Here is a 23,374-nt window from a genome sequence, read left to right as displayed (position 1 = left end):
CTCCTGCTAAATTATCAGCGCTAATTATTTCACGCTGCCCGGTAGTCTACCACCCATGAACCCGTTATCCCCCACTGTTTTGACATTACCCTGGCGCACGGACGCCGCAGAATTCTGGTTCGCGCCAATAAGCCATCTCCCCTGGGCAATGCTGCTGCACTCCGGCCATGCGGATCATCCTTACAGTCGCTTTGACATTCTGGTGGCCGACCCGCGCACGACGCTGGTGACCCATGGCGCGGATACCCTGATTGACGGCGTTCACTCGGACGCCTGCCCGTTGAGTTTGCTCCAGCAGGCGCTTGATGAGATGGGCCTGCCCTGCACGCCGAATCCGGCCCTGCCCTTCCAGGGTGGCGCGCTGGGGTTGTTTGGCTACGACCTTGGCCGCCGCTTTGAAAAGCTGCCGGAACGGGCCGAGCGCGATATCACCCTGGCAGACATGGCTGTCGGCCTGTACGACTGGGCGATCGTGGTCGATCATCAACAGCAAAGCGTCTCACTGGTGTGCCATGGCGATGCCGGAGCCAGGCTGGCGTGGCTGGAATCACAACGCGCCCCCGCCACGGTGCCCGCGTTCCGGCTCACCTCCGGCTGGGAAGCCAATATGACGGCGGCGGAATACCGGGAAAAATTCGATCGCGTACAGGCGTTTTTGCACAGCGGCGACTGCTATCAGGTGAATTTGGCCCAGCGTTTTCAGGCCAGCTATGAGGGTGACGAGTGGCAGGCCTTTACCCGGCTGAATGCCAGCAACCGCGCCCCATTCAGCGCCTTTTTACGCCTTGAAGAGGGTGCCATTTTAAGTCTTTCGCCAGAGCGTTTTATCCATCTGGCGGAGGGCGTCATCCAGACCCGGCCGATCAAAGGCACCCTGCCGCGGCTGGCGGAGGCAGATGCCGATCGCCAGCAGGCAGAAAAGCTCGCCGCCTCGCCGAAAGATCGCGCCGAGAACCTGATGATCGTCGATCTGATGCGCAACGACATTGGCCGGGTGGCGGAGCCAGGAAGCGTGCGGGTGCCGGAGCTGTTCGTGGTGGAGCCCTTCCCTGCCGTGCATCATCTGGTCAGCACCATTACTGCCCGGCTGCCGCCTGCGCAGACCGCGTGCGATCTGCTGCGTGCCGCCTTCCCCGGCGGGTCGATCACCGGCGCGCCTAAAGTGCGGGCGATGGAAATTATCGACGAGCTGGAGCCACATCGCCGAAACGCCTGGTGCGGCAGTATCGGCTATCTCAGCCTGTGCGGCGGGATGGACACCAGCATTACTATTCGCACCCTGACGGCGGTGGCCGGACAGATCTACTGTTCCGCAGGCGGCGGTCTGGTGGCTGACAGCCAGGCGGCGGCGGAATATCAGGAAACCTTTGATAAAGTGAATCGTATTCTGCAACAACTGGAGAGCTAACTGGTGGATACCCGCGACCTGACCCTCGACAACTTTTTATCGCGTTTTCAGCTTTTGCGCCCGCAGGTGAACAGCACCTCATTGAATCAGCGCCAAGCGGCGGTGTTAATCCCGGTGGTGCGTCGGGAGCAACCGGGTCTGCTGCTGACCCGTCGTTCCTCGCAGATGCGTAAACATGCCGGTCAGGTGGCGTTTCCTGGCGGCGCGGTGGATAGCACCGACGCGTCGTTGATTGCCGCAGCGTTGCGCGAGGCGCAAGAAGAGGTGGCGATCCCGCCGCATAAAGTCGAGGTGATTGGTGTCCTGCCACCGGTGGACAGCGTGACCGGTTTTCAGGTGACGCCGGTTGTCGGGATTATCCCACCAAATTTGCACTACCATGCCAGCGTTGACGAAGTGGAGTCGGTTTTCGAAATGCCATTGGCGGAAGCCCTGCGTTTGGGTCGTTATCATCCCCTGGATATTCAACGCCGTGGTCACGATCATCGGGTGTGGCTCTCGTGGTATCAGCATTATTTTGTCTGGGGCATGACCGCGGGAATTATTCGCGAGCTGGCGCTACAGATCGGCCTGAAACCTTGACTATACTTTACATTCGGCTCTTTTTTACTCCTTTGCGATCCGCCTCCCGCTATTAGTTAATCCCGTCTTAGCCATTAGTTTAATTCATGTGAATAGTTAAGCTGACGACGGGCTTCCCTCTTACACTATGCGAAGTTATTACATCGTTACTGGAAAACTGGTAACCCTGTCAGGAGTGTTAAAGTGATTAGTATATTCGACATGTTCAAAGTGGGGATTGGTCCCTCTTCTTCCCACACTGTCGGGCCAATGAAGGCCGGTAAACAGTTCGTCGATGACCTGGTCGAAAAAGGATTACTGGACAGCATTACTCGTGTGGCTGTGGACGTTTACGGTTCACTGTCATTAACGGGTAAAGGCCACCACACCGATATCGCCATTATTATGGGTCTGGCCGGAAATATGCCGGACACCGTAGATATTGACGCCATTCCGGCGTTTATCCGCGACGTGGAAACGCGCGGTCGTCTGCTGCTGGCCAATGGCCGGCAGGAAGTGGATTTCCCGCAGGACGACGGCATGCGTTTTCGCAGCGACAACCTCTCGTTGCATGAAAACGGGATGCAGATCCACGCCTTTAACGGCGATAAAGTGGTCTACAGCAAAACCTATTACTCCATCGGCGGCGGCTTTATTGTCGACGAAGAGCATTTCGGTAAAGACACTGCGGGCGACGTGAACGTGCCTTACCCGTTCTCGTCAGCAAAAGAGATGCTGGATTACTGCAAAGAGACCGGCCTGTCCCTCTCTGGCATGGTGATGCAGAACGAACTGGCGCTGCACAGCAAGAAAGAGATTGAAGACTATTTTGCTAACGTCTGGCAGACCATGCGTGCCTGTATCGATCGCGGCATCAACACCGAAGGCGTACTGCCTGGCCCGCTGCGTGTACCGCGTCGTGCCTCTGCCCTGCGCCGGATGCTGGTCACCACCGATAAGTATTCCAACGATCCGATGAATGTGATCGACTGGGTCAACATGTTTGCCCTGGCGGTGAACGAAGAGAACGCTGCGGGCGGACGTGTCGTGACGGCACCGACCAACGGTGCCTGCGGTATCGTTCCGGCGGTACTGGCCTACTACGATCACTTTATCGAATCGGTTAGCCCGGACATCTACATCCGCTACTTCCTCGCCGCGGGCGCGGTGGGTGCGCTGTATAAGATGAACGCCTCTATTTCCGGCGCCGAAGTGGGCTGTCAGGGTGAAGTTGGCGTGGCCTGTTCGATGGCGGCGGCCGGTCTGGCTGAGCTGCTGGGCGCCAGCCCGGAACAGGTGTGCGTCGCCGCAGAGATCGGCATGGAGCATAACCTCGGTCTGACCTGCGACCCGGTTGCCGGTCAGGTGCAGGTGCCTTGCATCGAACGTAACGCCATTGCCTCGGTGAAAGCCATCAACGCCTCACGCATGGCCATGCGCCGCACCAGCGAACCGCGCGTCTCGCTGGATAAGGTGATCGAAACCATGTATGAAACCGGCAAAGACATGAACGCCAAATACCGCGAAACCTCTCGCGGCGGGCTGGCGATCAAGGTGCAGTGCGACTAATCCTCTGACGACGTCCCTGCAACTATTGTCTTTCATACCCTTTTCGCCCATCTGATACGGATGGGCGAATTTCATGAACTTTTCTCGTTACCTGAAATAATGCCCACTACACTACCTGAGTTGCCACGGGCATTCACGCCAGTGGCTTTTCGGGTGGCCGTGGCATGCAAACAGCTCACAGGATAATTACCAATTATCGCCGCAAACGGATTATCGTCTGCCTGGTGTTGTCACTTACTACCCTCGTTTGCACGCTAATTATTGGCTTTATTTCGCAGCGCAATTTAAATCAGCAATCTACTGCCGCCTTCGTGTCGCACGCGGTTGAGACGCTGGATAAGATCCTGCAGCCTCTGGAGACCGGGCGCGACGTGGTGCAACCGCTGATCGGCCTGCCCTGCATGGAGGTCAATTTCTTACTGCGTAAACAGGCCGCCTCCCTGCAAACCGTGCGCTCGATTGGCCTGATCAAAGACGGCATTCTCTACTGCTCCAGCATGTTCGGCGAACGCGATATTCCTATCAGCCAGTTCCAACCCCAACTGCCCGCCTCCCAGCCTTTACTGTTTCTCACTACCGATGAGGCCCTGCTGCAAGGCAGCCCGGTGCTTATTCAGTGGTATCCGGTGCCCGGCGAAGGTGACGATGGGGTCATGGAAATTGTCAATATCGAGCTTATTGCCCGACTGCTGCTGGAGCCAGAGCTGCCGATCATCAATGACGTCAACCTCAGCGTGGGCGGAAAGCATCTGAATCATGACCGCCAGCTCTCGGATGCGCTGGTGTTTGACAGCGACCAGACGGTGTATCAGCAGGCCTCAGGCAATTTCCCTTTCACCATTACCGTGAACGGCCCCGGCCCGACGGACCTGGCGCTGAGAAGCCTGCCCTCACAGCTGCCGCTGGCGGTGATACTCACCATGCTGGTGGGGTATATCGCCTGGCTCGCCACTGCCAGCCGCATGAGTTTTACGCGAGAGATCAATTACGGGCTGGCGACCGGTGAGTTCGAGCTGTTTTGCCAGCCGCTGATCGATGCCCAAAAGCAAGATTGTGTCGGGGTGGAAATTCTTCTTCGCTGGAATAATCCGCGGCAGGGGTGGATTTCCCCGGATATCTTTATTCCGCTGGCAGAGGAGCATAACCTGATTGTCCCCCTCACCCGCTACGTGCTGATTGAAACCGTCAACCATCTGCCGATATTCCCCACCGTGTCGGGTTTTCATATTGGCATTAACGTGGCGGCCAGCCATTTTCGCGACGGGGTGCTTCTCCACGACCTGAACCACGTCTGGTTCAGCGCCCAGCCAGCACAGCAACTGGTGATTGAACTTACCGAGCGCGATACCCTGCTGGAGATGGATTACAACATTGTGGAGGCACTGCATCAGAAAGGGGTCAAGCTGGCGATCGATGATTTCGGCACCGGCAACAGCTCGCTCTCGTGGCTGGAAAAACTCAATCCTGAGGTGCTAAAAATTGATAAATCCTTCACCGCCGCTATTGGCACCGATGCCGTTAATTCGACGGTGACGGATATTATTATTGCCCTCGCTCAACGCCTGAACATTGAGCTGGTGGCGGAGGGGGTGGAGACCTGCGACCAGGCCAGCCATCTTCGCCTGCACGGCGTGGAGTTTTTGCAGGGGTTCCTGTATGCGCGGCCAATGCCACTGCGGGATTTCCCGCAGTGGCTGGCGGAGAGTTCACCTCCGCCAGCCACGCATAACGGGACGATGATGCCGCTATTACCCTGATTACTCTTCTTCGTCGTGGGCAGATTGCTCTTTAACAATGCGCACCAGGTCAACGCGGTAATCATTGGCGGTCACGATTGTTATCTTCAGCGGCGGTAATTCAAGAACATCACCTGTACGCGGGATCTGACCGTTAACGGCAATCACCAGACCGGCCACCGTCGCAATATCCTCATCGTGGTTGGTCAGATGTTCCAGACCCAGCGTATGTTGCAGAGCATGCAGGTCGGTGGTGCCTTTGACCAGCCAGCCATCACCGTCATTGATGATTTCTGGCGTTTCGTCAGCATCCGGGAACTCACCGGCAATCGCTTCCAGTACGTCCAGCGGCGTAACCAGACCCTGTACCACGCCAAACTCGTTGGTCACGATAACAAAGCTACCCCGGGCACGGCGCAGTACGCCAAGCAGGTTGATCGGGTCGAGGGTTTCAGGCACCACGATGGCAGGCGACGCGGCGGCAATGGCTTCAACGTTTGCCCCCTCTTCCAGCGCCACCAGCATCTCTTTGGCGCGCACAACACCAATGATCTCATCCAGCTCACCGCGACACACCGGGAACAGGCTATGCGGGGAGGAGAGCAGCTGCTGGCGGATTTCTTCCACGCTCAGGCTGGCGTCAACCCAGCTGATCTCGCCACGCGGGGTCATGATCCCGCGCAGGGAGCGCGAGGCCAGCGACAGAACGCCGTTGATCATATAACGCTCTTCTTCCACAAAGGCGCCTTCCGGGACCGGCACCGGAACATGGTTATCGCTGTCCTGCTGAGCTTTGGCTTCACGGCGGCCTCCCATCAGACGCAGGATCGCATCAGCGGTACGGGCACGCAGCGGCTGGTTTGACTGCTGGCGAATAAAGTTGCGACGGGCAATCTGGTTAAACATCTCTATAATGATGGAGAAACCAATTGCGGCGTACAGATAGCCTTTCGGAATATGGAAGCCGAAACCTTCTGCCACCAGGCTCAGACCAATCATCAGCAGGAAGCTCAGACAGAGCACCACCACGGTCGGATGCTGGTTGACGAATCGTGTCAACGGCTTCGAGGCGAGCAACATCACCGCCATCGCAATGATCACGGCAGCCATCATCACCGGCAGATGGTTCACCATACCGACAGCGGTAATTACCGCGTCGAGGGAGAAGACGGCATCCAGCACCACAATTTGCAGTACCACCACCCAGAAGCTGGCGTAGCCTTTACCGTGTCCGTCGTCATGCTGGCGGTTTTCCAGCCGTTCATGAAGCTCGGTTGTGGCTTTGAAGAGCAGGAATATCCCCCCCAGCAGCATGATCAGGTCACGCCCTGAGAAGGTGAAATCGAATGCGGTGAACAGCGGTTGCGTCAGCGTCACCATCCAGGAGATGACCGACAGCAGCGCAAGACGCATGATCAGCGCCAGTGACAGGCCGATTAAGCGTGCTTTATCTCGTTGTTTAGGCGGAAGTTTATCGGCAAGGATAGCAATAAACACCAGGTTATCAATGCCGAGAACGATCTCAAGCACAACCAGCGTGAGCAATCCTACCCAGATTTGCGGGTCCATTAAGAATTCCATGACAAGCTCCTGCTAAAGGAATGGCAAAACGGCGCCACGACAGATTCGGGCGAAACGGTAAAAGGCGTAAACAGTGAGTGGCGTGAATAGCCGGTAAGGCTGGCCAGAGTTGGCCGGATGTGTGACTGGCGTCGGTGACGGTCCATACAGTGGGCTACTGCCCAATACTCCTGACAAGTAAACGGAAGCTAAACATATCAGAGACCTGGGCTTTGTGGCAAAGATTTACTTTCCTTTGCAAACAGATGTTTCCGTGCTTATTTCGATCACAGAAATATCTGGTTGGCTTAGGCTAAATTACGGATCTTCATCACATAAATTATTTTTTCACTGTCTAAAATAAATCGCGTAAGTCTTAGTTCATTGAACTCTGACCCTTATCTGAATCGATTCGTTCTTTCGAAGATGATCACTAATGCCTCACTCGTGCGGGGCATTAACGATAATAAAAGGAGGTAGCAAGTGACTATTGCTATTGTTATAGGCACACATGGTTGGGCTGCAGAGCAGTTACTTAAAACCGCAGAAATGCTTTTAGGCGAACAGGAAAACGTCGGCTGGATCGATTTCGTTCCCGGTGAAAACGCCGAGACATTGATAGAAAAATACACGGCTCAACTGTCCAGACTGGATACCAGCAGCGGCGTATTGTTCCTTGTTGACACATGGGGAGGCAGCCCGTTTAACGCCGCCAGCCGCATTGTGGTCGATAAAGAGCAGTATGAGGTGGTCGCCGGGGTCAATATTCCGATGCTGGTTGAAACCCTGATGGCACGCGACGATAACCCAACCTTTGACGAGCTGGTTGCGCTGGCGGTCGAAACCGGTCGCGAAGGCGTGAAAGCGCTGAAAGCGAAACCGGTTGAGGTCGTAAAAGCCGCACCCGTTGCCGCCGCAGCGGCTGCGAAACCCGCCGCCTCGCAAAAGCCGATGGGTCCGAACGATTACATGCAGATTGGCCTGGCACGTATCGACGACCGTTTGATTCATGGTCAGGTTGCGACCCGCTGGACCAAAGAGACCAACGTGCAGCGCATCATCGTGGTCAGCGATGAAGTGGCCGCCGATACGGTCCGTAAAACTCTCCTCACCCAGGTAGCGCCGCCGGGCGTGACCGCCCACGTGGTGGACGTTGCCAAAATGATCCGCGTTTATAACAACCCGAAATATGCGGGTGAACGCATCATGCTGCTGTTTACCAATCCGACAGACGTTGAACGCGTTGTCGAAGGCGGCGTGAACATTACGTCCGTCAACATTGGTGGTATGGCGTTCCGTCAGGGTAAAACCCAGGTGAACAATGCGATTTCAGTCGATGAGAAAGATATCGAAGCCTTTAAAAAACTCAATGCCCGCGGTATTGAGCTTGAGGCTCGTAAAGTTTCCACCGATCAGAAACTGAAAATGATGGATTTGATCGGCAAAGTCGGGAAATAACCCTGCGCTGATTTTCACATAAAGCTTATGTCATAGGAGAAGTACAATGGAGATTACCACTCTTCAGATTGTGCTGGTGTTCGTCGTCGCTTGTATAGCGGGTATGGAATCCGTACTTGATGAATTTCAGTTTCACCGTCCGCTGGTTGCCTGTACGTTAATCGGTGCCGTTCTCGGGGATATGAAAACCGGTATCATCATCGGTGGTACCCTGGAAATGATCGCCCTCGGCTGGATGAACATCGGTGCCGCCGTGGCCCCGGATGCGGCGCTTGCCTCCATCATCTCTACCGTTCTGGTTATTGCCGGCCATCAAAACATCGGTGCCGGTATCGCGCTGGCTATTCCACTGGCAGCTGCAGGTCAGGTTCTGACCATCATCGTGCGTACCATCACCGTTGCGTTCCAGCATGCGGCTGACAAGGCAGCGGAGAATGGCAACCTGACGGCGCTCTCCTGGATCCACGTCTCGTCCCTGTTCCTGCAGGCGATGCGTATTGCTATCCCGGCGGTCATCGTGGCGATCTCTGTCGGCACCAGTGAAGTGCAGAGCATGCTGAACGCTATTCCAGAGGTGGTTACCGGCGGTCTGAACATTGCGGGTGGCATGATCGTGGTGGTGGGTTATGCGATGGTCATCAACATGATGCGCGCAGGCTACCTGATGCCGTTCTTCTACCTCGGCTTTGTTACCGCGGCATTTACCAACTTCAACCTGGTTGCACTGGGCGTGATTGGTGCGGTAATGGCTATCCTCTACATCCAGCTCAGCCCGAAATATAACCGCGTAGCCGGTGGTGCACAGGTTGCTGGTAATAACGATCTCGATAACGAACTGGACTAGCAGGTGAGCGACATGGTTGATATGACTAAAACTACCCCTCAGAAAAAACTGACTCCAGGGGATATTCGTGGCGTGTTCATCCGTTCAAACCTGTTCCAGGGTTCATGGAACTTCGAACGTATGCAGGCGCTGGGCTTCTGCTTCTCGATGGTGCCGGCGATCAAACGTCTGTACCCGGAAAACAACGACGCGCGTCGTCAGGCGATTAAGCGTCACCTGGAATTCTTCAACACCCACCCTTACGTCGCGGCCCCGGTACTGGGCGTAACGCTGGCGATGGAAGAGCAGCGTGCGAACGGCGCCGAGATCGACGATGGTGCCATCAACGGTATCAAAGTGGGTTTGATGGGGCCGCTGGCAGGCGTTGGTGACCCGATCTTCTGGGGGACTGTACGTCCGGTCTTTGCAGCGCTGGGTGCGGGTATTGCCATGAGCGGTAGCCTGCTTGGTCCTCTGCTGTTCTTTATCCTGTTCAACGTGGTACGTCTGGCGACCCGTTACTACGGCGTGGCGTACGGCTACCGTAAGGGCGTGGATATCGTTCAGGATATGGGCGGCGGCTTCCTGCAAAAACTGACCGAGGGGGCGTCAATCCTCGGCCTGTTTGTCATGGGAGCGTTGGTGAACAAGTGGACGCACGTCAATATTCCGCTGGTGGTGTCCACCATCACCGGCCAGGATGGCCAGACGCGCGTGACCACGGTACAAACCATCCTTGACCAACTGATGCCGGGCCTGGTGCCGCTGCTGTTGACCTTCGCCTGTATGTGGCTGCTGCGCAAGAAGGTGAATGCGCTGTGGATCATCGTCGGCTTCTTCGTTATCGGTATCGTGGGTTACGCTATCGGTCTGCTGGGTCTGTAAGTTTTTGCTGAATACACCGGGGGCAAGTATGCCCCCGTTTTTTTATCTGGAGGATGAATGACGGTCACGGACATCGTACTGGTTGTCTTTATTGCTGCCCTTCTGGCGTATGCCATTTACGACGAATTGATCATGCCCCGCCGCAACGGTACGACCTTGCTCACAATCCCCCTGCTGCGTCGCGGCCGCGTTGATGGTGTCATCTTTGCTGGCCTGCTGATGATCCTGATTTATAACAACGTGATGAGCCAGGGTGCTTTATTAACCACATGGTTATTATGTGCACTGGCATTAATGGCCTTTTATCTGTTCTGGATGCGGGTGCCGAAAATAATCTTCAAACCTGCTGGGTTCTTTTTCGCCAATGTCTGGATAGAATATAACCGCATTAAAGAGATGAATTTATCAGAAGACGGCGTACTGGTGATGCAATTAGAGCAGCGACGCCTGCTTATCCGGGTAAAGAATATCGACGATCTCGAGAAGATATATCACTTACTCGTTAAAACTCAATGAGTTAAAATAATAGCCTTGGCTATATTTGGATGTGGGTTTTACCCTGCCTTATAGCCAAAGCTATATTTCTTTTGTGAATACACGCCATATTCTTAACGTTATTTTCACATCCACATCCAAATGAAAATCGTTATCATCGAATAGAACGAATAATACTTTCCGGTTGTTGTTTTAACTTCTCAAAATATGTTAAGGTTGCGCCCGTCGTTGGGGAGTAGCCGATTTCCGGTATGCCGGAAATGTACGTGTCAACATACTCGTTGCAAAACGTGGCACGTACGGATTGTTTCTGCGTCAGGCAGAGGGATCAGGCGAGACCATAGACGCATCAACTGCTGTTTACTGGGGGCAGTGATGTGTCATATGGATATTCCCGGTCTGGACGCGCTGATGAACCTCTCTGCAACACTTCTTCTGGCCTTTGGTATGTCTATGGATGCTTTTGCCGCCTCCATGGGGAAAGGCGCCACGCTCCACAAACCCAAATTCTCTGAAGCCCTGCGTACCGGCCTTATCTTTGGCGCTATCGAAACCCTGACGCCGCTGATCGGCTGGGGTCTGGGGATGCTTGCCAGCCAGTTCGTGCTGGAATGGAACCACTGGATCGCCTTTATCCTGCTGACCTTCCTCGGCGGACGTATGGTTATCGAAGGTATTCGCAATGATATCGGTGACGACGAGCCGGTTCAGCGTCACGGCTTCTGGCTGCTGGTCACCACGGCGATCGCCACCAGCCTTGATGCAATGGCGGTAGGCGTCGGGCTGGCGTTCCTGCAGGTGAACATCATTGCCACCGCGCTGGCAATTGGCTGCGCGACCTTAATCATGTCCACCCTGGGAATGATGGTCGGCCGGTTTATCGGCCCGCTGTTAGGCAAACGCGCCGAGATCCTCGGCGGTATCGTGTTAATCGGTATTGGCGTGCAGATTATGTGGAGCCACTTCGCCGGTTAACCGACGCGCTGCCAGCAGTGGATGCTAAAATCTGTCTGGCAGCTGAAAAGTTCCTGTTTTGCCAGCGTCTCCCACACTTCTGGTTTTGCCCGCCACGCGAACGGCGTCATCTGTAACAGCGCCACTGCCTCAGTTCCGCTCAGGGACATGTTATAAGCCAGCGATTGCTCATCACGAAGTACAAAGCCTGCCAGTTGCTCCGAGTGCGGCGCATGCAGCAGAACCTCATTGTAAATCAGCCCTTTCAGCTCCATCAGGTGACGTGGACCTGGCGTAACGGTGATCACCCAGCCCCCCTCTTTCACTACCCGGGCTAACTCTTCGCCTTTGCAGGGGGCGTAGATACGGATCACCGCATCCATACTGCTCTGTTCAAACGGCAGACGGTGGCTGGATGCCACGCAAAAGGTGGCCTGCGAATAGCGTTTGGCTGCAGCGCGGATGGCGGATTTTGAGACATCCAGCCCGAAGGTCGACGCGCCTTTTTCCCGGGCGGTGTCGGCAAAGGCGGCGGTGTAATACCCTTCCCCACAGCCAATATCGAGAATTGATGTCGCCCCTGCAGGTAATAACGCCGCCAGCTTCCCGGCAACTTCGTCGCGCAAAGGCTGATAATGACCCGCATCGAGAAAGGCTCTGCGCGCCTGCATCATCTCTGCGCTGTCGCCCGGATCGCGCGAACGCTTATGCTGTACCGGCAGCAGATTGACATAGCCCTCTTTCGCCATATCGTACCGATGCCCTTGTGGGCAGGCGTAACTTTTATCCGTATGCGCCAGCGGCGCGTGGCAAAGAGGACAGCAGAATGTCATGGGAACTCCGGGCAATCATAAAGGGCGAAAGTGTACCGCTAATCGCCCCGCTGTAAAACGCCTTGCTTAACGCATTACGATGAGATGGCTGGAATCGGCCGGTAATCCATCAGGTTTGATGTTTTCGATGCGCAGCACGTCACCCATAATCTGGCTGAACACGGGTGCGGAGACCGCCCCGCCGTAATAGGCGCCGTTTTGTGGATCGTTAATGACCACCGCCAGGGCGAAGACAGGCCGGCTGGCTGGTGCAACACCGGCGGTATAGGCCACATATTTATCAACATAGTTGCCGCGGTCATCGATTTTCTTCGCGGTGCCGGTTTTCACCGCTACGCGGTAATCACGCACTGCTGCCTTAACCCCGCCGCCGCCAGGCAAGGCCACGCTCTCCATCATGTGCTCCACCTCCTGCACAATAGATGCTGGCATCACCTGCGTGCCGATCACCGGCGGATCAATACGAGTAATGGAGAGTGGACGTTCCAGGCCATTGCCGCCAATGGTGGCATAGACATGCGCCAGCTGAAGCGGAGTTACCATCAGGCCATAGCCAAACGCAAAGGTAGCGCGATCGAGCTGGCTCCAGAATTTACGCTCAGGCAGCAGGCCGCTGCTCTCCCCTGTTAATCCCAGGCCGGTAGAGCGACCAAAACCAAACCCATGATAGGTGTCCAGCAGACGCTGGATCGGCATTGCCAGTGAGAGGCGGGACACGCCGGTATCGCTCGATTTTTGCAGGATGCCGGTTAGCGTCAGTTCCGGGTAGTAACCGACGTCGCGAATGCGGTGTCCGGCCAGAGTGTAGGGATGGGTGTCGATAACACTGTCTGGCTGCACCAGCCCTTGCTGTAACGCGGTCATCAGTACCAGTGGCTTGACGGTGGAGCCAGGTTCAAAGGTGTCGCTGATGGCGCGATTACGAAAATCATTCAGCGTGGCACCGTCACGGTTATTGGGATTGAAATCCGGGAAGTTGGCCATAGCGAGGATCTCCCCGGTCTGGATATTGATCAGCACCGCCGCGCCCGATTCCGCTTTGTTCCACGCCACGGCATTGTCCAGCGCGTCTTCGGTGATAGTTTGCAGCCGCTCGTCAATACTCAACTGAATATTATGGGCCGGTACGGGCGGAACTTCGGTAATATTCTCAATCACATGACCGTAGCGATCTTCGCGGACGCGTCGCAGACCGGGCTTACCGGTCAACTGCGCATTAAAGCTTTTCTCTATTCCTTCAATACCCTGCCCGTCGATATTGGTAAAGCCGATAAGGTTGGCCGCCACGTGCCCGGCCGGGTAGAAGCGCCGGGACTCATCGCGCAGGCTGATACCCGGCAGATGGAGCTTATCGATCCACTGGGCCTGGGCAGGATCCACCTGGCGAGCCAGATAGATAAAACGCCCCTGCGGATTGCTGTTGATTCGTGCGGCAAGGTTGGGAAGGGACAAATGCAGCGCACTGGCTAACGCCTGCCAGCGATTATCAAATCCGACCCCACCTTTCGCCAGCACCGTTTTTGGATCGGCCCACACCGCCTGCACCGGCACGCTCACTGCCAACGGCCGCCCCGCCCTGTCGACTATCATTCCTCTCGGAGCGTTAATCGCGACTTCCCGCAGGGAGCGCATATCCTCCTGCTTAACGAGGGGATCCGGTTTCACAATCTGCAGCCAGGCGACGCGCCCGAGCAGGAAAACCAGGCTGCCAAAAATGGCGACACACAGAAGGGCAAAACGTAACGGGGTGAAGTTTGCTGCGGGATTGACGGGTTTCTTTTTCACCAGAACTCCAGGGCTGAATAACAACGCCCTGATTTAACGGCAAATTTGCGTCCTGATGGGGAAAACAATGCTAATACTCTCGCAGCTTTGCAACAAACTGCAAACAGAGACGCAGGTGGTAACACTTTGAAAAAATTGCATTAAAAAGCCCCGCACAAGCGAGGCTTTATCTCTGCAACTGAAACGTCGAAACGCTTCAGACAAGGCAGGGGTTCGATCAGATAGCGGTTACGTTAACAGCAGCCGGACCTTTCTGGCCGTCCTGAATTTCGAACTCAACGTTCTGGCCTTCAGCCAGAGTTTTGAAGCCGTTACCCTGGATTGCAGAGAAGTGTACGAACACATCTTTGCTACCGTCAGCAGGAGTAATGAAACCAAAACCTTTAGACTCGTTGAACCACTTAACTTGACCTTTAATCTTTGCCATTTGCAAAATTCCTTTGAATGTTTTCTTAGCCCGTGGGCATTCACTGAGATAAAACTGAGACATTACTGCATGTGGCACTAATATAAGGTTCGGCAGAGAAGCGGTATTCAACGACAACGTGTTTACTCAGGACTTCTTTACTGAAAATGCCACACATAAACAGAACTGTACCTCGTTTGACCCAAACCGTGTTATCACATACAACTTAAATAATGGCAAGCCATTTTTAAACGTGTCTCGATCAGCCGCACAAATTGGGGGACTGATTTGCCACAATCTGCACAGTAATGCACTTACGTGTATACAGAGCCTGTTTGTTGCGCGATCAGTAACCGTCAGGGGAGACGCTGTTATCAAAGACTTTTTTACCTTAGACCAATAACTTCAGATCGTCCAGCAAGCGAAGCTGATTTCGTGACAGGGTTATTTCCGTTAGAACAATTGGTAAGAAGTTATGCTGTTTTAATCGCAACGGCAGAGATTTGTTTCCTTGCTTAAAACAGCCCTGGGCGCTTCGCTTGTTTAACTTATATACATCGCAACGTTGTTCGTCGCTATGCACCAAAATAATGATATTTTTATGAACCTGCCTCAAAAAAAGGCAATCAAAACGTTTCGATTAAATTAAAATATGATCCGCGTCGGTTTAATACGGAATAAGTACTATCTGAACTCGTAATAGTTTATATGGATAAATATTGACCAATGCGCAAGGGCTGAAAGTTATCGTCCGGCAGCGACAACGCCCTCAGGGTCTGAGACAGCTCTCTGACCGGTTCATCCAGTGACTCATCCGTCAGCTCAAACACGCCCCAGTGGATGGGGATCGCCCGCGGCATGCCCAGCTGTTGCCAGAGCGCCACCGCTGCCTGCGGATCCATATGATGAATCGACATGAACCAGCGTGGTGCATAGGCACCAATGGGTATCGCGATGGTATCCAGTTTTCCCAGCCGCTGGGGGATAGTCAGCAGATCCGGGGTGTAACCCGTATCGCCGCTGAACCAGAAGCGCTGGTTTTGCCCTTCAAAGACCCACCCACACCAGAGCGAGCGGTTGCGATCCCACAGGGTTCGCATGCTCCAGTGCTGCGCCGGAACGGCGGTGAACACCATTCCTTCGAAGACATAGCTTTGCCACCAGTCCAGCTCGACAACCTGTTTTGCCCCACGACGACGACACCATTCTCCCAGGCCTAATGGCACAAAAAAGGTGAGCTGCGGAAAACGTCGCACCAACTGGCGTACCGTAGCGGCGTCAAGATGATCATAATGGTTATGGGAAATCACCAGCGCATCCAGCGGTGGGAGCGCCGCAACGCTCATCACCGATGGCGTTTTTCTGGCAGGTCCGGCAAAGGGGACCGGGGAAGCGCGGCGGGAAAAGACCGGATCGGTGAGAATGTATTTCCCGTTCAGGCGTAGCAGCAAGCTGGCATGTCCCAGCCACCAGACGCCGTCCTCTTCATGGGTATTCAGGGTGACAGGTTGCCACCACTGGCGGATAAAATGCTCATAGCCCTGTTCGGGCGGCTTTGGCAGGCGGGCGGCTTTTCGCTCTTTCTGCCAGCGTTCGACATCGCCAGGCTGGTGCTCAGCGCCATCAACATTGCGAAAACCCTGCGGGGTATGATGCGCGAGGGAGGCGTTATACCAGGGATTGCTCCAGGCCATACTCACCTCCCCTGACTGGTTAGCGTTCAGCTACCAGACGAATAAAGTCATCGTCCTGGCTATTAGCCGTCTCTTCTGCCGCTTTTGGTGCTACTTTCTCTTCCGGTTCATTGGCTTCGCACAGGCGGCGCAGCAGCGCGTTCTGTCGTTTCTGCAAATCGACCAGCGTTTCAAGCAGTTCAATTTGCTCATTGGTACGGGAGCTTGCACGGTTGATAAAAAACCACAACACCAGCCCCACCACCAGCAATAGCACCGAGATCGCCAGAGATGCCACACTCAGCATCCCGGAATTCACTAACTCACCCATTTCACCCCCCAATAAAAACGCTCATATTACCACTCGCGTTCAGGAAGGAAATCATTTGCGAGAAAAATGCCCGTTACCACGGAATAAACTTATTCACAGAACAAATACCGCTAAAAAACTGTACGTCCTGGTCACACATCACATTGATGGTCTGCGTCCAGAGCAACACACAGGCCAGCAATACCAGCACCAGAATCACCCAGCGTATTTTTTTCACTCCACTCTCCGTCCATAACTGCCTGATGCCAGGTTATCATGCGCAACTTAAACCATGCCTAACTGTACCGTGAAGACGAGCCTTTCGGAATCATAGGCTTGTTAACGCAAATGTATCGGTTACGCTATGGGGCAGTCATTAAAAAAATGAGGCAATAATGCGCTTTTTTATTCGTACACTGATCGTTATAGCCCTGATCTGGACGGGTTTACTGCTGGCGGGTTATGGCGTGCTGATGGGCAGTAAAGAAAATGCGGGCGGACTGGGTATCCAGTGCAAGTACCTTACCGCACGCGGATTCAGTACAGCACAATACATTCATTCTGACAGCGGCATTATCGGCCTCACTCGCTGCCCATTGCTGCGAAAGAGCGAGATAGTGGTCGATAACGGCTAATTCCGCACATAAAAAACGCTGCCCAAGGGCAGCGTTTTTTTACCGGAAAACTCAGAACGGATAGTCGTTATAACCCATCTGCTCAGAAATTTTCCGCGCCGCCGTGTGCAGCATTTCCACATATTCGTGCAGATGCTCTTCAGAGAAACGCAGCGTCGGGAAGGAGATGCTCAGGCCAGCAATCACCACACCGAAGCGGTCGAATACCGGCACGCCGATGCAGCGTAAGCCCTCTTCCTGCTCCTGGTTATCTTCGCCATAACCCTGCTCACGCACCTTATCCAGCACCTCTAACAGCTCATCGGTAGTGGTGATGGTGCGTTCAGTGCTGCGTTTATACTCGACGTTCTCGAGGATCTGCTTCACTTCTTCACGGTCGCGCCAGGCCAGCAGAACTTTACCGATAGCGGTACTGTAGAGCGGATTGCGGCGACCAATGCGTGAATACATGCGCAGGTTATACATGGAGTCGATCTTATGGATGTAGACAATGCTGTCTTCGTCCAGCGCACCGAGGTGCACCGTCTCTTTCGTCAGACGAGAGAGTTCACGCATCTGAATATCAGCGCTACGGATAAGATCGACGTTCTGCAGCGCGCGTGCGCCCAGTTCGAATAGCTTCAGGGTCAGGGAGTATTTTTCAGACTCGCCTTCCTGTGCAACATAACCCAGTGATTTCATGGTCTGCAAAAAGCGGTAAACGGTGCTTTTTGACATCATCACACGCTGGGACAGCTCAGTAATACCAATTTCGCGCTCTTCGCCAAGCGCCTGCAAGATGCCGAACACCTTTAACACAGAAGAAACAGAATCTGGCTGTTTATCCAAATCCGCGATTGCCATTAATCACCTCAACGCAAGTGTTTTATAAAATTTAGAACCGGTTTTTATTATAAATTCGCAGTGGCATTGCTGCAATCAATCCTGGCTTACCTGGTTACAAATCTGCGACATATAACCGAAATAACAGTGATAATATCGTTACCCTGTTAATAATAACCTGTATTGCTCATTCATTCTCATGACACTTACCCCCAAAGATGGGCTGCCGTTACCGCAGCGCTATGGTGCAATTGCGACCATTATCATCGGTATTTCCATGGCCGTGCTGGATGGCGCGATCGCGAACGTCGCTCTGCCGACCATCGCCAGCGACCTGAATGCCTCGCCTGCCAGTTCGATCTGGATCGTCAACGCCTACCAGATAGCTATTGTCATCTCCCTACTGTCGTTCTCGTTTCTGGGCGACATGTTTGGCTACCGCAGAGTGTATCAGTGCGGACTGGTGGTCTTTACCCTGACCTCGCTGTTCTGCGCCCTTTCCGACACCTTGCACACCCTGACGCTGGCGCGCATCATCCAGGGGTTTGGCGGCGCGGCGCTGATGAGCGTTAATACCGCGCTGATCCGGCTTATCTATCCGCAGCGGCATCTGGGCCGGGGAATGGGCATCAACTCCTTTATAGTCGCGGTATCATCGGCGGCTGGCCCGACAATCGCCGCAGCGATCCTGTCGGTGGCTTCCTGGCAGTGGCTGTTCTTAATCAACGTTCCGTTGGGTATCGTGGCGCTTGTGTTCGCCCTGCGTTACTTACCCGCCAACGGCCCGAAAAGCAGCATGCCTAAATTCGATCTGCCAAGCGCGGTAATGAACGCCCTCACCTTTGGTCTGCTGATCACCGCTCTGAGCGGTTTCGCCCAGGGGCAGTCGCTGCCGTTGATCGCGGGCGAGGTCGTGGCGCTGCTGGTGGTGGGCTTCTTCTTCGTGCGTCGTCAGCTGGCGCTACCGGTACCGTTGCTGCCGGTGGATCTGCTGCGCATTCCCCTCTTCTCCCTCTCCATTGGCACCTCGATATGCTCTTTCTGCGCGCAGATGCTGGCCCTGGTCTCGCTGCCCTTTTTCCTGCAGAGCGTTATTGGCCGCTCTGAAGTGGAAACCGGTCTCCTGTTAACGCCCTGGCCGCTGGCGACCATGGTAATGGCGCCGCTGGCTGGTTATCTGATTGAACGGGTTCACGCGGGATTGCTGGGTGCGCTGGGGATGGTAGTGATGGCGGCGGGTCTGTTCGCCCTCGCCCTGCTCCCGGCGGCTCCGCACGATCTGGATATCATCTGGCGAATGATCTTGTGCGGGGCGGGCTTTGGTCTGTTCCAGTCTCCGAACAACCATACGATTATTACTGCCGCCCCGCCTCATCGCAGCGGCGGAGCCAGCGGGATGCTGGGTACGGCGCGCCTGCTGGGACAAAGCACCGGCGCGGCGCTGGTGGCCTTACTGTTCAACCTGGCCGGGCAAAACGGCACGCACCTGGCGCTGCTGACCGCCGGCACGCTGGCCGCCGCTGCTGCCATCATCAGCGGGCTGCGGGTGACGCAACCACGGCCGCAGGCATAAAAAAAGCGCGTCCGTGGACGCGCTTTTTCATTCACAAGCCAAAGCCGTTATTTCAGGTACTCGCCGCTACGCAGCGCTTCAATACGCTTATCCAGCGGTGGGTGAGACATGAACAGCTCACTCAGCGATTTCGATTTACCGTTGATGCAGAACGCCATCATGCTGGAGGCTTCCTGCGGTTCGTAGCTGGTTTTCAGACGCTGCAGGGCAGCAATCATCTTCTCGCGGCCCACCAGTTTGGCAGAGCCAGCATCCGCATGGAACTCACGATGACGGGAGAACCACATGGTGATAATGCTCGCCAGGATACCAAACACCAGTTCCAGTACCATTGAGACCGCAAAGTAGATCAGCGGGTTACCGTTACTGGATTCGCCTTCCTCACGATCCCCGCCCATAAAGCCTGCGGCAATCTGCGCGATAATGCGTGAGATAAAGATAACGAAGGTGTTCACCACACCCTGAACCAGGGTCATGGTCACCATATCGCCGTTGGCAATGTGGCTGATCTCATGGGCAATTACCGCCTCGGCTTCGTCACGGCTCATGTTCTGCAACAGGCCGGTACTCACCGCAACCAGCGACGAGTCACGACGCGCACCGGTAGCAAAGGCGTTGATATCCGGCGCGTGATAGATCGCGACCTGCGGCATGGCAATCCCCGCCTGACGGGCCTGATTGGCGACGGTATTCATCAGCCAGCGTTCCATATCGTTACGCGGTTGCTCAATAACCTCGCCGCCCACGGACTTGAGCGCCATCCATTTGGACATCAGCAGCGAGACAAAGGAGCCACCAAAACCAAACAGCAGCGCCATAATTAACAAGCCCTGAACGCTGCTCGACTGAATTCCTGTCAGGCTAAGTACCAGCCCGAAGACCACCATGACCGCAAGGTTGGTGAGCAGGAAGAGCGCGATTCGCATCATAATATTCTTTTAACCTCAGTTTAACAAAACGCACTATGCGATTACCCACATCGTATGGGTATTCCGCATATTTTCAAGGATTGCAGCGATGTAAGTCACCAGAAAGACACAACTTTACATAATGAAATGACTGGCTGACGGCAGGAGGAGGTTAACAAAAAAACAGGCACAATTTCTTGTGCCTGTTGAGGGATTATTTTGCCGGAGCGGGGTTCCCGGCAGGTTGGTCTTTTTCCAGTTTCGCCAGGTCAATGGCGATCTTCACCGTCTCATCAAGATACGGATCTGGCTCCTGATAATCCTTCGGCAGATCATCCAGTTTCTTGAGGAGTGGCTTACCTTCACGTTTAAAGCGGTCGTTGATACGCGCCAGACGTGTTGCATCATCCTCTTCGTTCTCTTTCAGACGCTGAGCGTAGTTCAGAGAGACAATATTGCGTTTCGCTTTCAGGGCATTGAAACGGGCAATATCCTTCACGATGTACTGGAATTCAGGATCCTTGGCGATGCGCTCGTCATGTTGTTTCAACAGCGCCGGACCAAACTGAGTGATATCGCCCGACTTCACGTAGGTGGCAGCATCAACGCTATCCCACGGCAACGCGTTATCTTCGAACTTCTCACCGGTTTCGGTCTCTTCGGTGCCGGTCGGCATGATGATGTCCGGGGTTACGCCTTTACGCTGGGTACTGCCGCCATTCACACGATAGAACTTCTGAATGGTGTACTGTACCGAGCCAAGCGCTGGCCATTCCGGGCGCAGCATCTGATCGTAAATGCGGTTCAGGGAACGATACTGCTGTACCGTGCCCTTCCCGAAGGTCGGTTCGCCAACAATCAATGCGCGGTTGTAATCCTGCATCGCGGCGGCAAAGATTTCCGATGCCGATGCACTAAAGCGATCGACCAGGACCACCAGCGGGCCTTTGTAGTAAACAACGCCATCGGTGTCGGCGTCTTCACGCACTTTACCGTTGTTATCACGTACCTGTACCACCGGACCGGACGGAATAAACAGGCCCGACAGCGAAACCGCTTCGGTCAGGGCGCCGCCGCCGTTGGTGCGCAGATCGATGATCACGCTCTTCACGTTTTGTTTTTCAAGCTTCTGCAGTTGAACCTTGACGTCGTCCGTCAGGCCTACGTAGAAACCAGGAATATCCAGCACGCCGACCTTGTCTTTACCCACGGTTTTCACCGACATTTTCACCGCGCGATCTTCCAGACGGATACGTTCGCGAGTCAGGGTAACGATACGGGTCTTGGTGCCTTTACCGGCAGGCAGAATTTCCAGACGGACCTTGCTGCCTTTCGGCCCTTTGATCAGGGCTACCACATCATCCAGGCGCCAGCCAATTACATCCACCATGTTCTGGCCAACCTGGCCGACACCCACAATGCGATCGCCTACGCTAATCGCCTTGCTTTTGGCCGCCGGGCCGCCCGCAACCATGGAGTTGATCACCGTGTAATCGTCATCCATCTGCAGCACCGCGCCAATCCCTTCAAGGGAGAGACTCATTTCGGTGTTGAACTGCTCGGTGTTGCGCGGAGAGAGATAGTTGGTGTGCGGATCGATTTCGTGCGCGAAGGCCGTCATCGCCAGCGAGAACACATCTTCACTGTTGGTCTGCGCCAGACGACGAATGGCAAATTTATAGCGGCGGGTCAGCGTTTCGCGGATCTCTTTCTCATCTTTACCGGTGAGTTTGAGGCTCAGCTCATCGTACTTCACTTTGCTGTCCCACAGCGCGTTCAGCTCGGCTTCATCTTTCGGCCACGGCGACTTACTGCGGTCAAGATTAAAGGTGTCGTTACCCGTGAAGTCCATCGGACGTTCAAGCACCTTAAGCGCATATTGATAGCGCTCGAAACGGCGTTTCTGCGACAGGTTATACAGGTCGTAGAACAGGTCGAGCTTGCCGCTGCGTAACTCGTCGCCTACCTCAGACTGCTTTTTGGCAAATTGTTCGACATCGCTTGCCAGCAGGACGTTATGACTGTAGTCCAGCAGGTTCAGATAGCGGTCGAAAATTTTTTTCGAAAAAGCCTGGTCGAGGTCGAACTGACGATAGTGCGAACGGGTGAAGCGCGATGTCACGCGCTCACTGACCGTTGCGTGCTGAGTCTCTTCCTTCAGAACCGGAATTTGATCGACACGCGTAATCTCGTCCACAGCGAAGGCGTGGCCTGTTATCGCAAACAGGCCAGCCAGCGCGGTGAGCTTAAAAAATGTGTTCATGCCGGGCTTGGCCTCCGTTTTAGAACAACAAGTGTTCTGCGCGTACAATCATTGACAGACCAGAAGTCAGCTGTACACGAACGCCATCTTTGGTGATTTCCAGTACGGTGGCATCCATAGCATTGTTGCCCGCTTTTACTTTCAGAGACTGACCCACGTTCAGGACGTTGATGTCAGAAACCGGAGTATGGCGCGGCTCTTCACGAGGCGCACGCGGGGCTTTTGCCGCCGGTTGCTCAGCACGTGGCTTACGCTCGGTGTTTTCTTTGCGACGCGGTGCAGGACGTGGCTTGCGTTCACGACGAGGCGTTTCTTCCTGGCCATTGGCCGCAGCCGCTTCGCGTTTCTTCGCCTGCTGTTCAGCACGCTGAGCCTGAACACGCGCTTTGGCTTCTTCGAGCTGCTTACGAGCGTGCTCTACATGCTGCTCATCCAGCACACCGCAAGGGTTGCCGTCGAGATCAACACGCGTCGCGCCCGCTTTGATACCGTACAGGTAACGCCAGCTCGAAGTATAAAGACGTAAGGCGGAGCGGAGTTGGGTTTTGCTGAGGTTCATCTCACCTTCAACACGCTCTACCAGATCCTGAAAAATACCAATTTTCAGGGGACGAGCTTCGCCTTCGGCACTAAAACATTGAGGAAAACGTTCGGCCAAAAACGCGATAACTTCTTTACTGCTATTCAACTTAGGTTGATTTTCCATGAAATTTCCTG

Annotated in this window: 23 protein-coding genes and 1 pseudogene; 11 read left to right on the top strand and 13 right to left on the bottom strand. The window is 54.7% G+C overall.

Features of this window, described 5'->3' with window-relative positions; all coding sequences use genetic code 11:
• The first annotated feature begins 55 nt into the window (after window positions 1-55).
• From pabB to C3F35_RS21035, 4 genes are all read left to right on the top strand, one after another.
• The gene (pabB, locus tag C3F35_RS21050; protein WP_103792064.1) at window positions 56-1,408 is read left to right on the top strand and encodes an aminodeoxychorismate synthase component 1; all 1,353 of its coding nucleotides are present in this window, start codon (window positions 56-58) and stop codon (window positions 1,406-1,408) included.
• A gap of 3 nt (window positions 1,409-1,411) precedes the next feature.
• The gene (locus C3F35_RS21045; RefSeq protein WP_032611493.1) at window positions 1,412-1,990 is read left to right on the top strand and encodes a CoA pyrophosphatase; all 579 of its coding nucleotides are present in this window, start codon (window positions 1,412-1,414) and stop codon (window positions 1,988-1,990) included.
• A gap of 183 nt (window positions 1,991-2,173) precedes the next feature.
• Complete coding sequence (gene sdaA, locus C3F35_RS21040; RefSeq protein ID WP_059307653.1) at window positions 2,174-3,538, top strand: L-serine ammonia-lyase; 1,365 nt, start codon at window positions 2,174-2,176, stop codon at window positions 3,536-3,538.
• 164 nt (window positions 3,539-3,702) lie between these two features.
• The gene (locus tag C3F35_RS21035; protein ID WP_077227063.1) at window positions 3,703-5,295 is read left to right on the top strand and encodes an EAL domain-containing protein; all 1,593 of its coding nucleotides are present in this window, start codon (window positions 3,703-3,705) and stop codon (window positions 5,293-5,295) included.
• Here the strand turns inward: C3F35_RS21035 and yoaE are convergent, their stop codons facing one another.
• A complete protein-coding gene (gene yoaE, locus C3F35_RS21030; protein WP_032611501.1) occupies window positions 5,296-6,855 on the bottom strand; it encodes a CNNM family cation transport protein YoaE in 1,560 nt (519 codons plus the stop codon).
• A complete protein-coding gene (locus tag C3F35_RS27395; protein WP_371320486.1) occupies window positions 6,843-7,001 on the bottom strand; it encodes a protein YoaL in 159 nt (52 codons plus the stop codon). The genes yoaE and C3F35_RS27395 overlap by 13 nt, the downstream gene beginning before the upstream one ends.
• 316 nt (window positions 7,002-7,317) lie before the next feature.
• On the opposite strand from C3F35_RS27395, the gene manX reads away from it, so the two are divergent.
• The 5 genes from manX to mntP all read left to right on the top strand — a co-directional run bounded on the left by manX (window position 7,318) and on the right by mntP (window position 11,470).
• Window positions 7,318-8,292 carry a PTS mannose transporter subunit IIAB gene (manX, locus tag C3F35_RS21020; RefSeq protein WP_103792065.1) on the top strand — a complete coding sequence of 325 codons (975 nt, stop codon included), beginning with the start codon at window positions 7,318-7,320 and terminating at the stop codon, window positions 8,290-8,292.
• Window positions 8,293-8,338: 46 nt separating this feature from the next.
• Window positions 8,339-9,136 carry a PTS mannose/fructose/sorbose transporter subunit IIC gene (locus C3F35_RS21015; RefSeq protein WP_032611504.1) on the top strand — a complete coding sequence of 266 codons (798 nt, stop codon included), beginning with the start codon at window positions 8,339-8,341 and terminating at the stop codon, window positions 9,134-9,136.
• Window positions 9,137-9,148: 12 nt separating this feature from the next.
• A complete protein-coding gene (locus tag C3F35_RS21010; RefSeq protein ID WP_032611505.1) occupies window positions 9,149-10,000 on the top strand; it encodes a PTS mannose transporter subunit IID in 852 nt (283 codons plus the stop codon).
• Window positions 10,001-10,057: 57 nt separating this feature from the next.
• Window positions 10,058-10,516, top strand: coding sequence for a DUF986 family protein (locus tag C3F35_RS21005; RefSeq protein ID WP_032611507.1), 459 nt, complete (start codon window positions 10,058-10,060; stop codon window positions 10,514-10,516).
• Window positions 10,517-10,906: 390 nt separating this feature from the next.
• Window positions 10,907-11,470, top strand: coding sequence for a manganese efflux pump MntP (gene mntP, locus C3F35_RS21000; RefSeq protein WP_103792221.1), 564 nt, complete (start codon window positions 10,907-10,909; stop codon window positions 11,468-11,470).
• On the opposite strand, the gene rlmA is transcribed toward mntP, so the two are convergent.
• The 7 genes and pseudogenes from rlmA to mgrB all read right to left on the bottom strand — a co-directional run bounded on the left by rlmA (window position 11,467) and on the right by mgrB (window position 16,694).
• On the bottom strand, window positions 11,467-12,282 hold the full coding sequence (rlmA, locus tag C3F35_RS20995) for a 23S rRNA (guanine(745)-N(1))-methyltransferase (protein ID WP_059307651.1): 816 nt from the start codon (window positions 12,280-12,282) through the stop codon (window positions 11,467-11,469). The genes mntP and rlmA overlap by 4 nt on opposite strands.
• A 66-nt stretch (window positions 12,283-12,348) precedes the next feature.
• On the bottom strand, window positions 12,349-14,067 hold the full coding sequence (gene ftsI, locus C3F35_RS20990; RefSeq protein ID WP_059307650.1) for a peptidoglycan glycosyltransferase FtsI: 1,719 nt from the start codon (window positions 14,065-14,067) through the stop codon (window positions 12,349-12,351).
• Window positions 14,068-14,284: 217 nt separating this feature from the next.
• Window positions 14,285-14,494, bottom strand: coding sequence for a transcription antiterminator/RNA stability regulator CspE (gene cspE, locus C3F35_RS20985; RefSeq protein WP_001062678.1), 210 nt, complete (start codon window positions 14,492-14,494; stop codon window positions 14,285-14,287).
• Between the two features lie 18 nt (window positions 14,495-14,512).
• Window positions 14,513-14,651, bottom strand: a pseudogene (locus C3F35_RS20980) (DUF2627 domain-containing protein); the annotation flags it as partial.
• A 526-nt stretch (window positions 14,652-15,177) separates the two neighbouring features.
• Window positions 15,178-16,167, bottom strand: a complete 990-nt coding sequence (locus C3F35_RS20970) for an MBL fold metallo-hydrolase (RefSeq protein WP_103792067.1) — start codon at window positions 16,165-16,167, stop codon at window positions 15,178-15,180.
• A 19-nt stretch (window positions 16,168-16,186) separates the two neighbouring features.
• Window positions 16,187-16,477, bottom strand: coding sequence for a YebO family protein (locus C3F35_RS20965; RefSeq protein ID WP_032611519.1), 291 nt, complete (start codon window positions 16,475-16,477; stop codon window positions 16,187-16,189).
• 73 nt (window positions 16,478-16,550) lie between these two features.
• Complete coding sequence (gene mgrB, locus C3F35_RS20960; protein WP_032611520.1) at window positions 16,551-16,694, bottom strand: PhoP/PhoQ regulator MgrB; 144 nt, start codon at window positions 16,692-16,694, stop codon at window positions 16,551-16,553.
• A gap of 157 nt (window positions 16,695-16,851) precedes the next feature.
• Between mgrB and C3F35_RS20955 the strand changes: the two genes are divergently transcribed.
• Window positions 16,852-17,091: a YobH family protein gene (locus C3F35_RS20955; RefSeq protein WP_032611522.1), complete on the top strand. Its 240-nt coding sequence runs from the start codon at window positions 16,852-16,854 to the stop codon at window positions 17,089-17,091.
• Window positions 17,092-17,142: 51 nt separating this feature from the next.
• Here the strand turns inward: C3F35_RS20955 and kdgR are convergent, their stop codons facing one another.
• On the bottom strand, window positions 17,143-17,934 hold the full coding sequence (kdgR, locus tag C3F35_RS20950; protein ID WP_032611524.1) for a DNA-binding transcriptional regulator KdgR: 792 nt from the start codon (window positions 17,932-17,934) through the stop codon (window positions 17,143-17,145).
• A 178-nt stretch (window positions 17,935-18,112) separates the two neighbouring features.
• Between kdgR and C3F35_RS20945 the strand changes: the two genes are divergently transcribed.
• Complete coding sequence (locus C3F35_RS20945; RefSeq protein ID WP_032611528.1) at window positions 18,113-19,486, top strand: MFS transporter; 1,374 nt, start codon at window positions 18,113-18,115, stop codon at window positions 19,484-19,486.
• 47 nt (window positions 19,487-19,533) lie between these two features.
• Here the strand turns inward: C3F35_RS20945 and htpX are convergent, their stop codons facing one another.
• The 3 genes from htpX to proQ form a co-directional block, all read right to left on the bottom strand.
• On the bottom strand, window positions 19,534-20,415 hold the full coding sequence (gene htpX / locus C3F35_RS20940) for a protease HtpX (RefSeq protein WP_032611530.1): 882 nt from the start codon (window positions 20,413-20,415) through the stop codon (window positions 19,534-19,536).
• A 193-nt stretch (window positions 20,416-20,608) separates the two neighbouring features.
• A complete protein-coding gene (prc, locus tag C3F35_RS20935; RefSeq protein ID WP_032611532.1) occupies window positions 20,609-22,657 on the bottom strand; it encodes a carboxy terminal-processing peptidase in 2,049 nt (682 codons plus the stop codon).
• A gap of 19 nt (window positions 22,658-22,676) precedes the next feature.
• Entirely contained in the window at window positions 22,677-23,363 is a 687-nt protein-coding gene (proQ, locus tag C3F35_RS20930; RefSeq protein WP_032611533.1) for an RNA chaperone ProQ, read from the bottom strand.
• Window positions 23,364-23,374 lie beyond the last annotated feature (11 nt).

It is taken from the genome of Leclercia sp. LSNIH3 (genome assembly GCF_002935105.1).
Classification (GTDB): Bacteria; Pseudomonadota; Gammaproteobacteria; order Enterobacterales; family Enterobacteriaceae; genus Enterobacter; species Enterobacter adecarboxylatus.
This window is presented reverse-complemented; position numbering and strand designations above follow the sequence as displayed.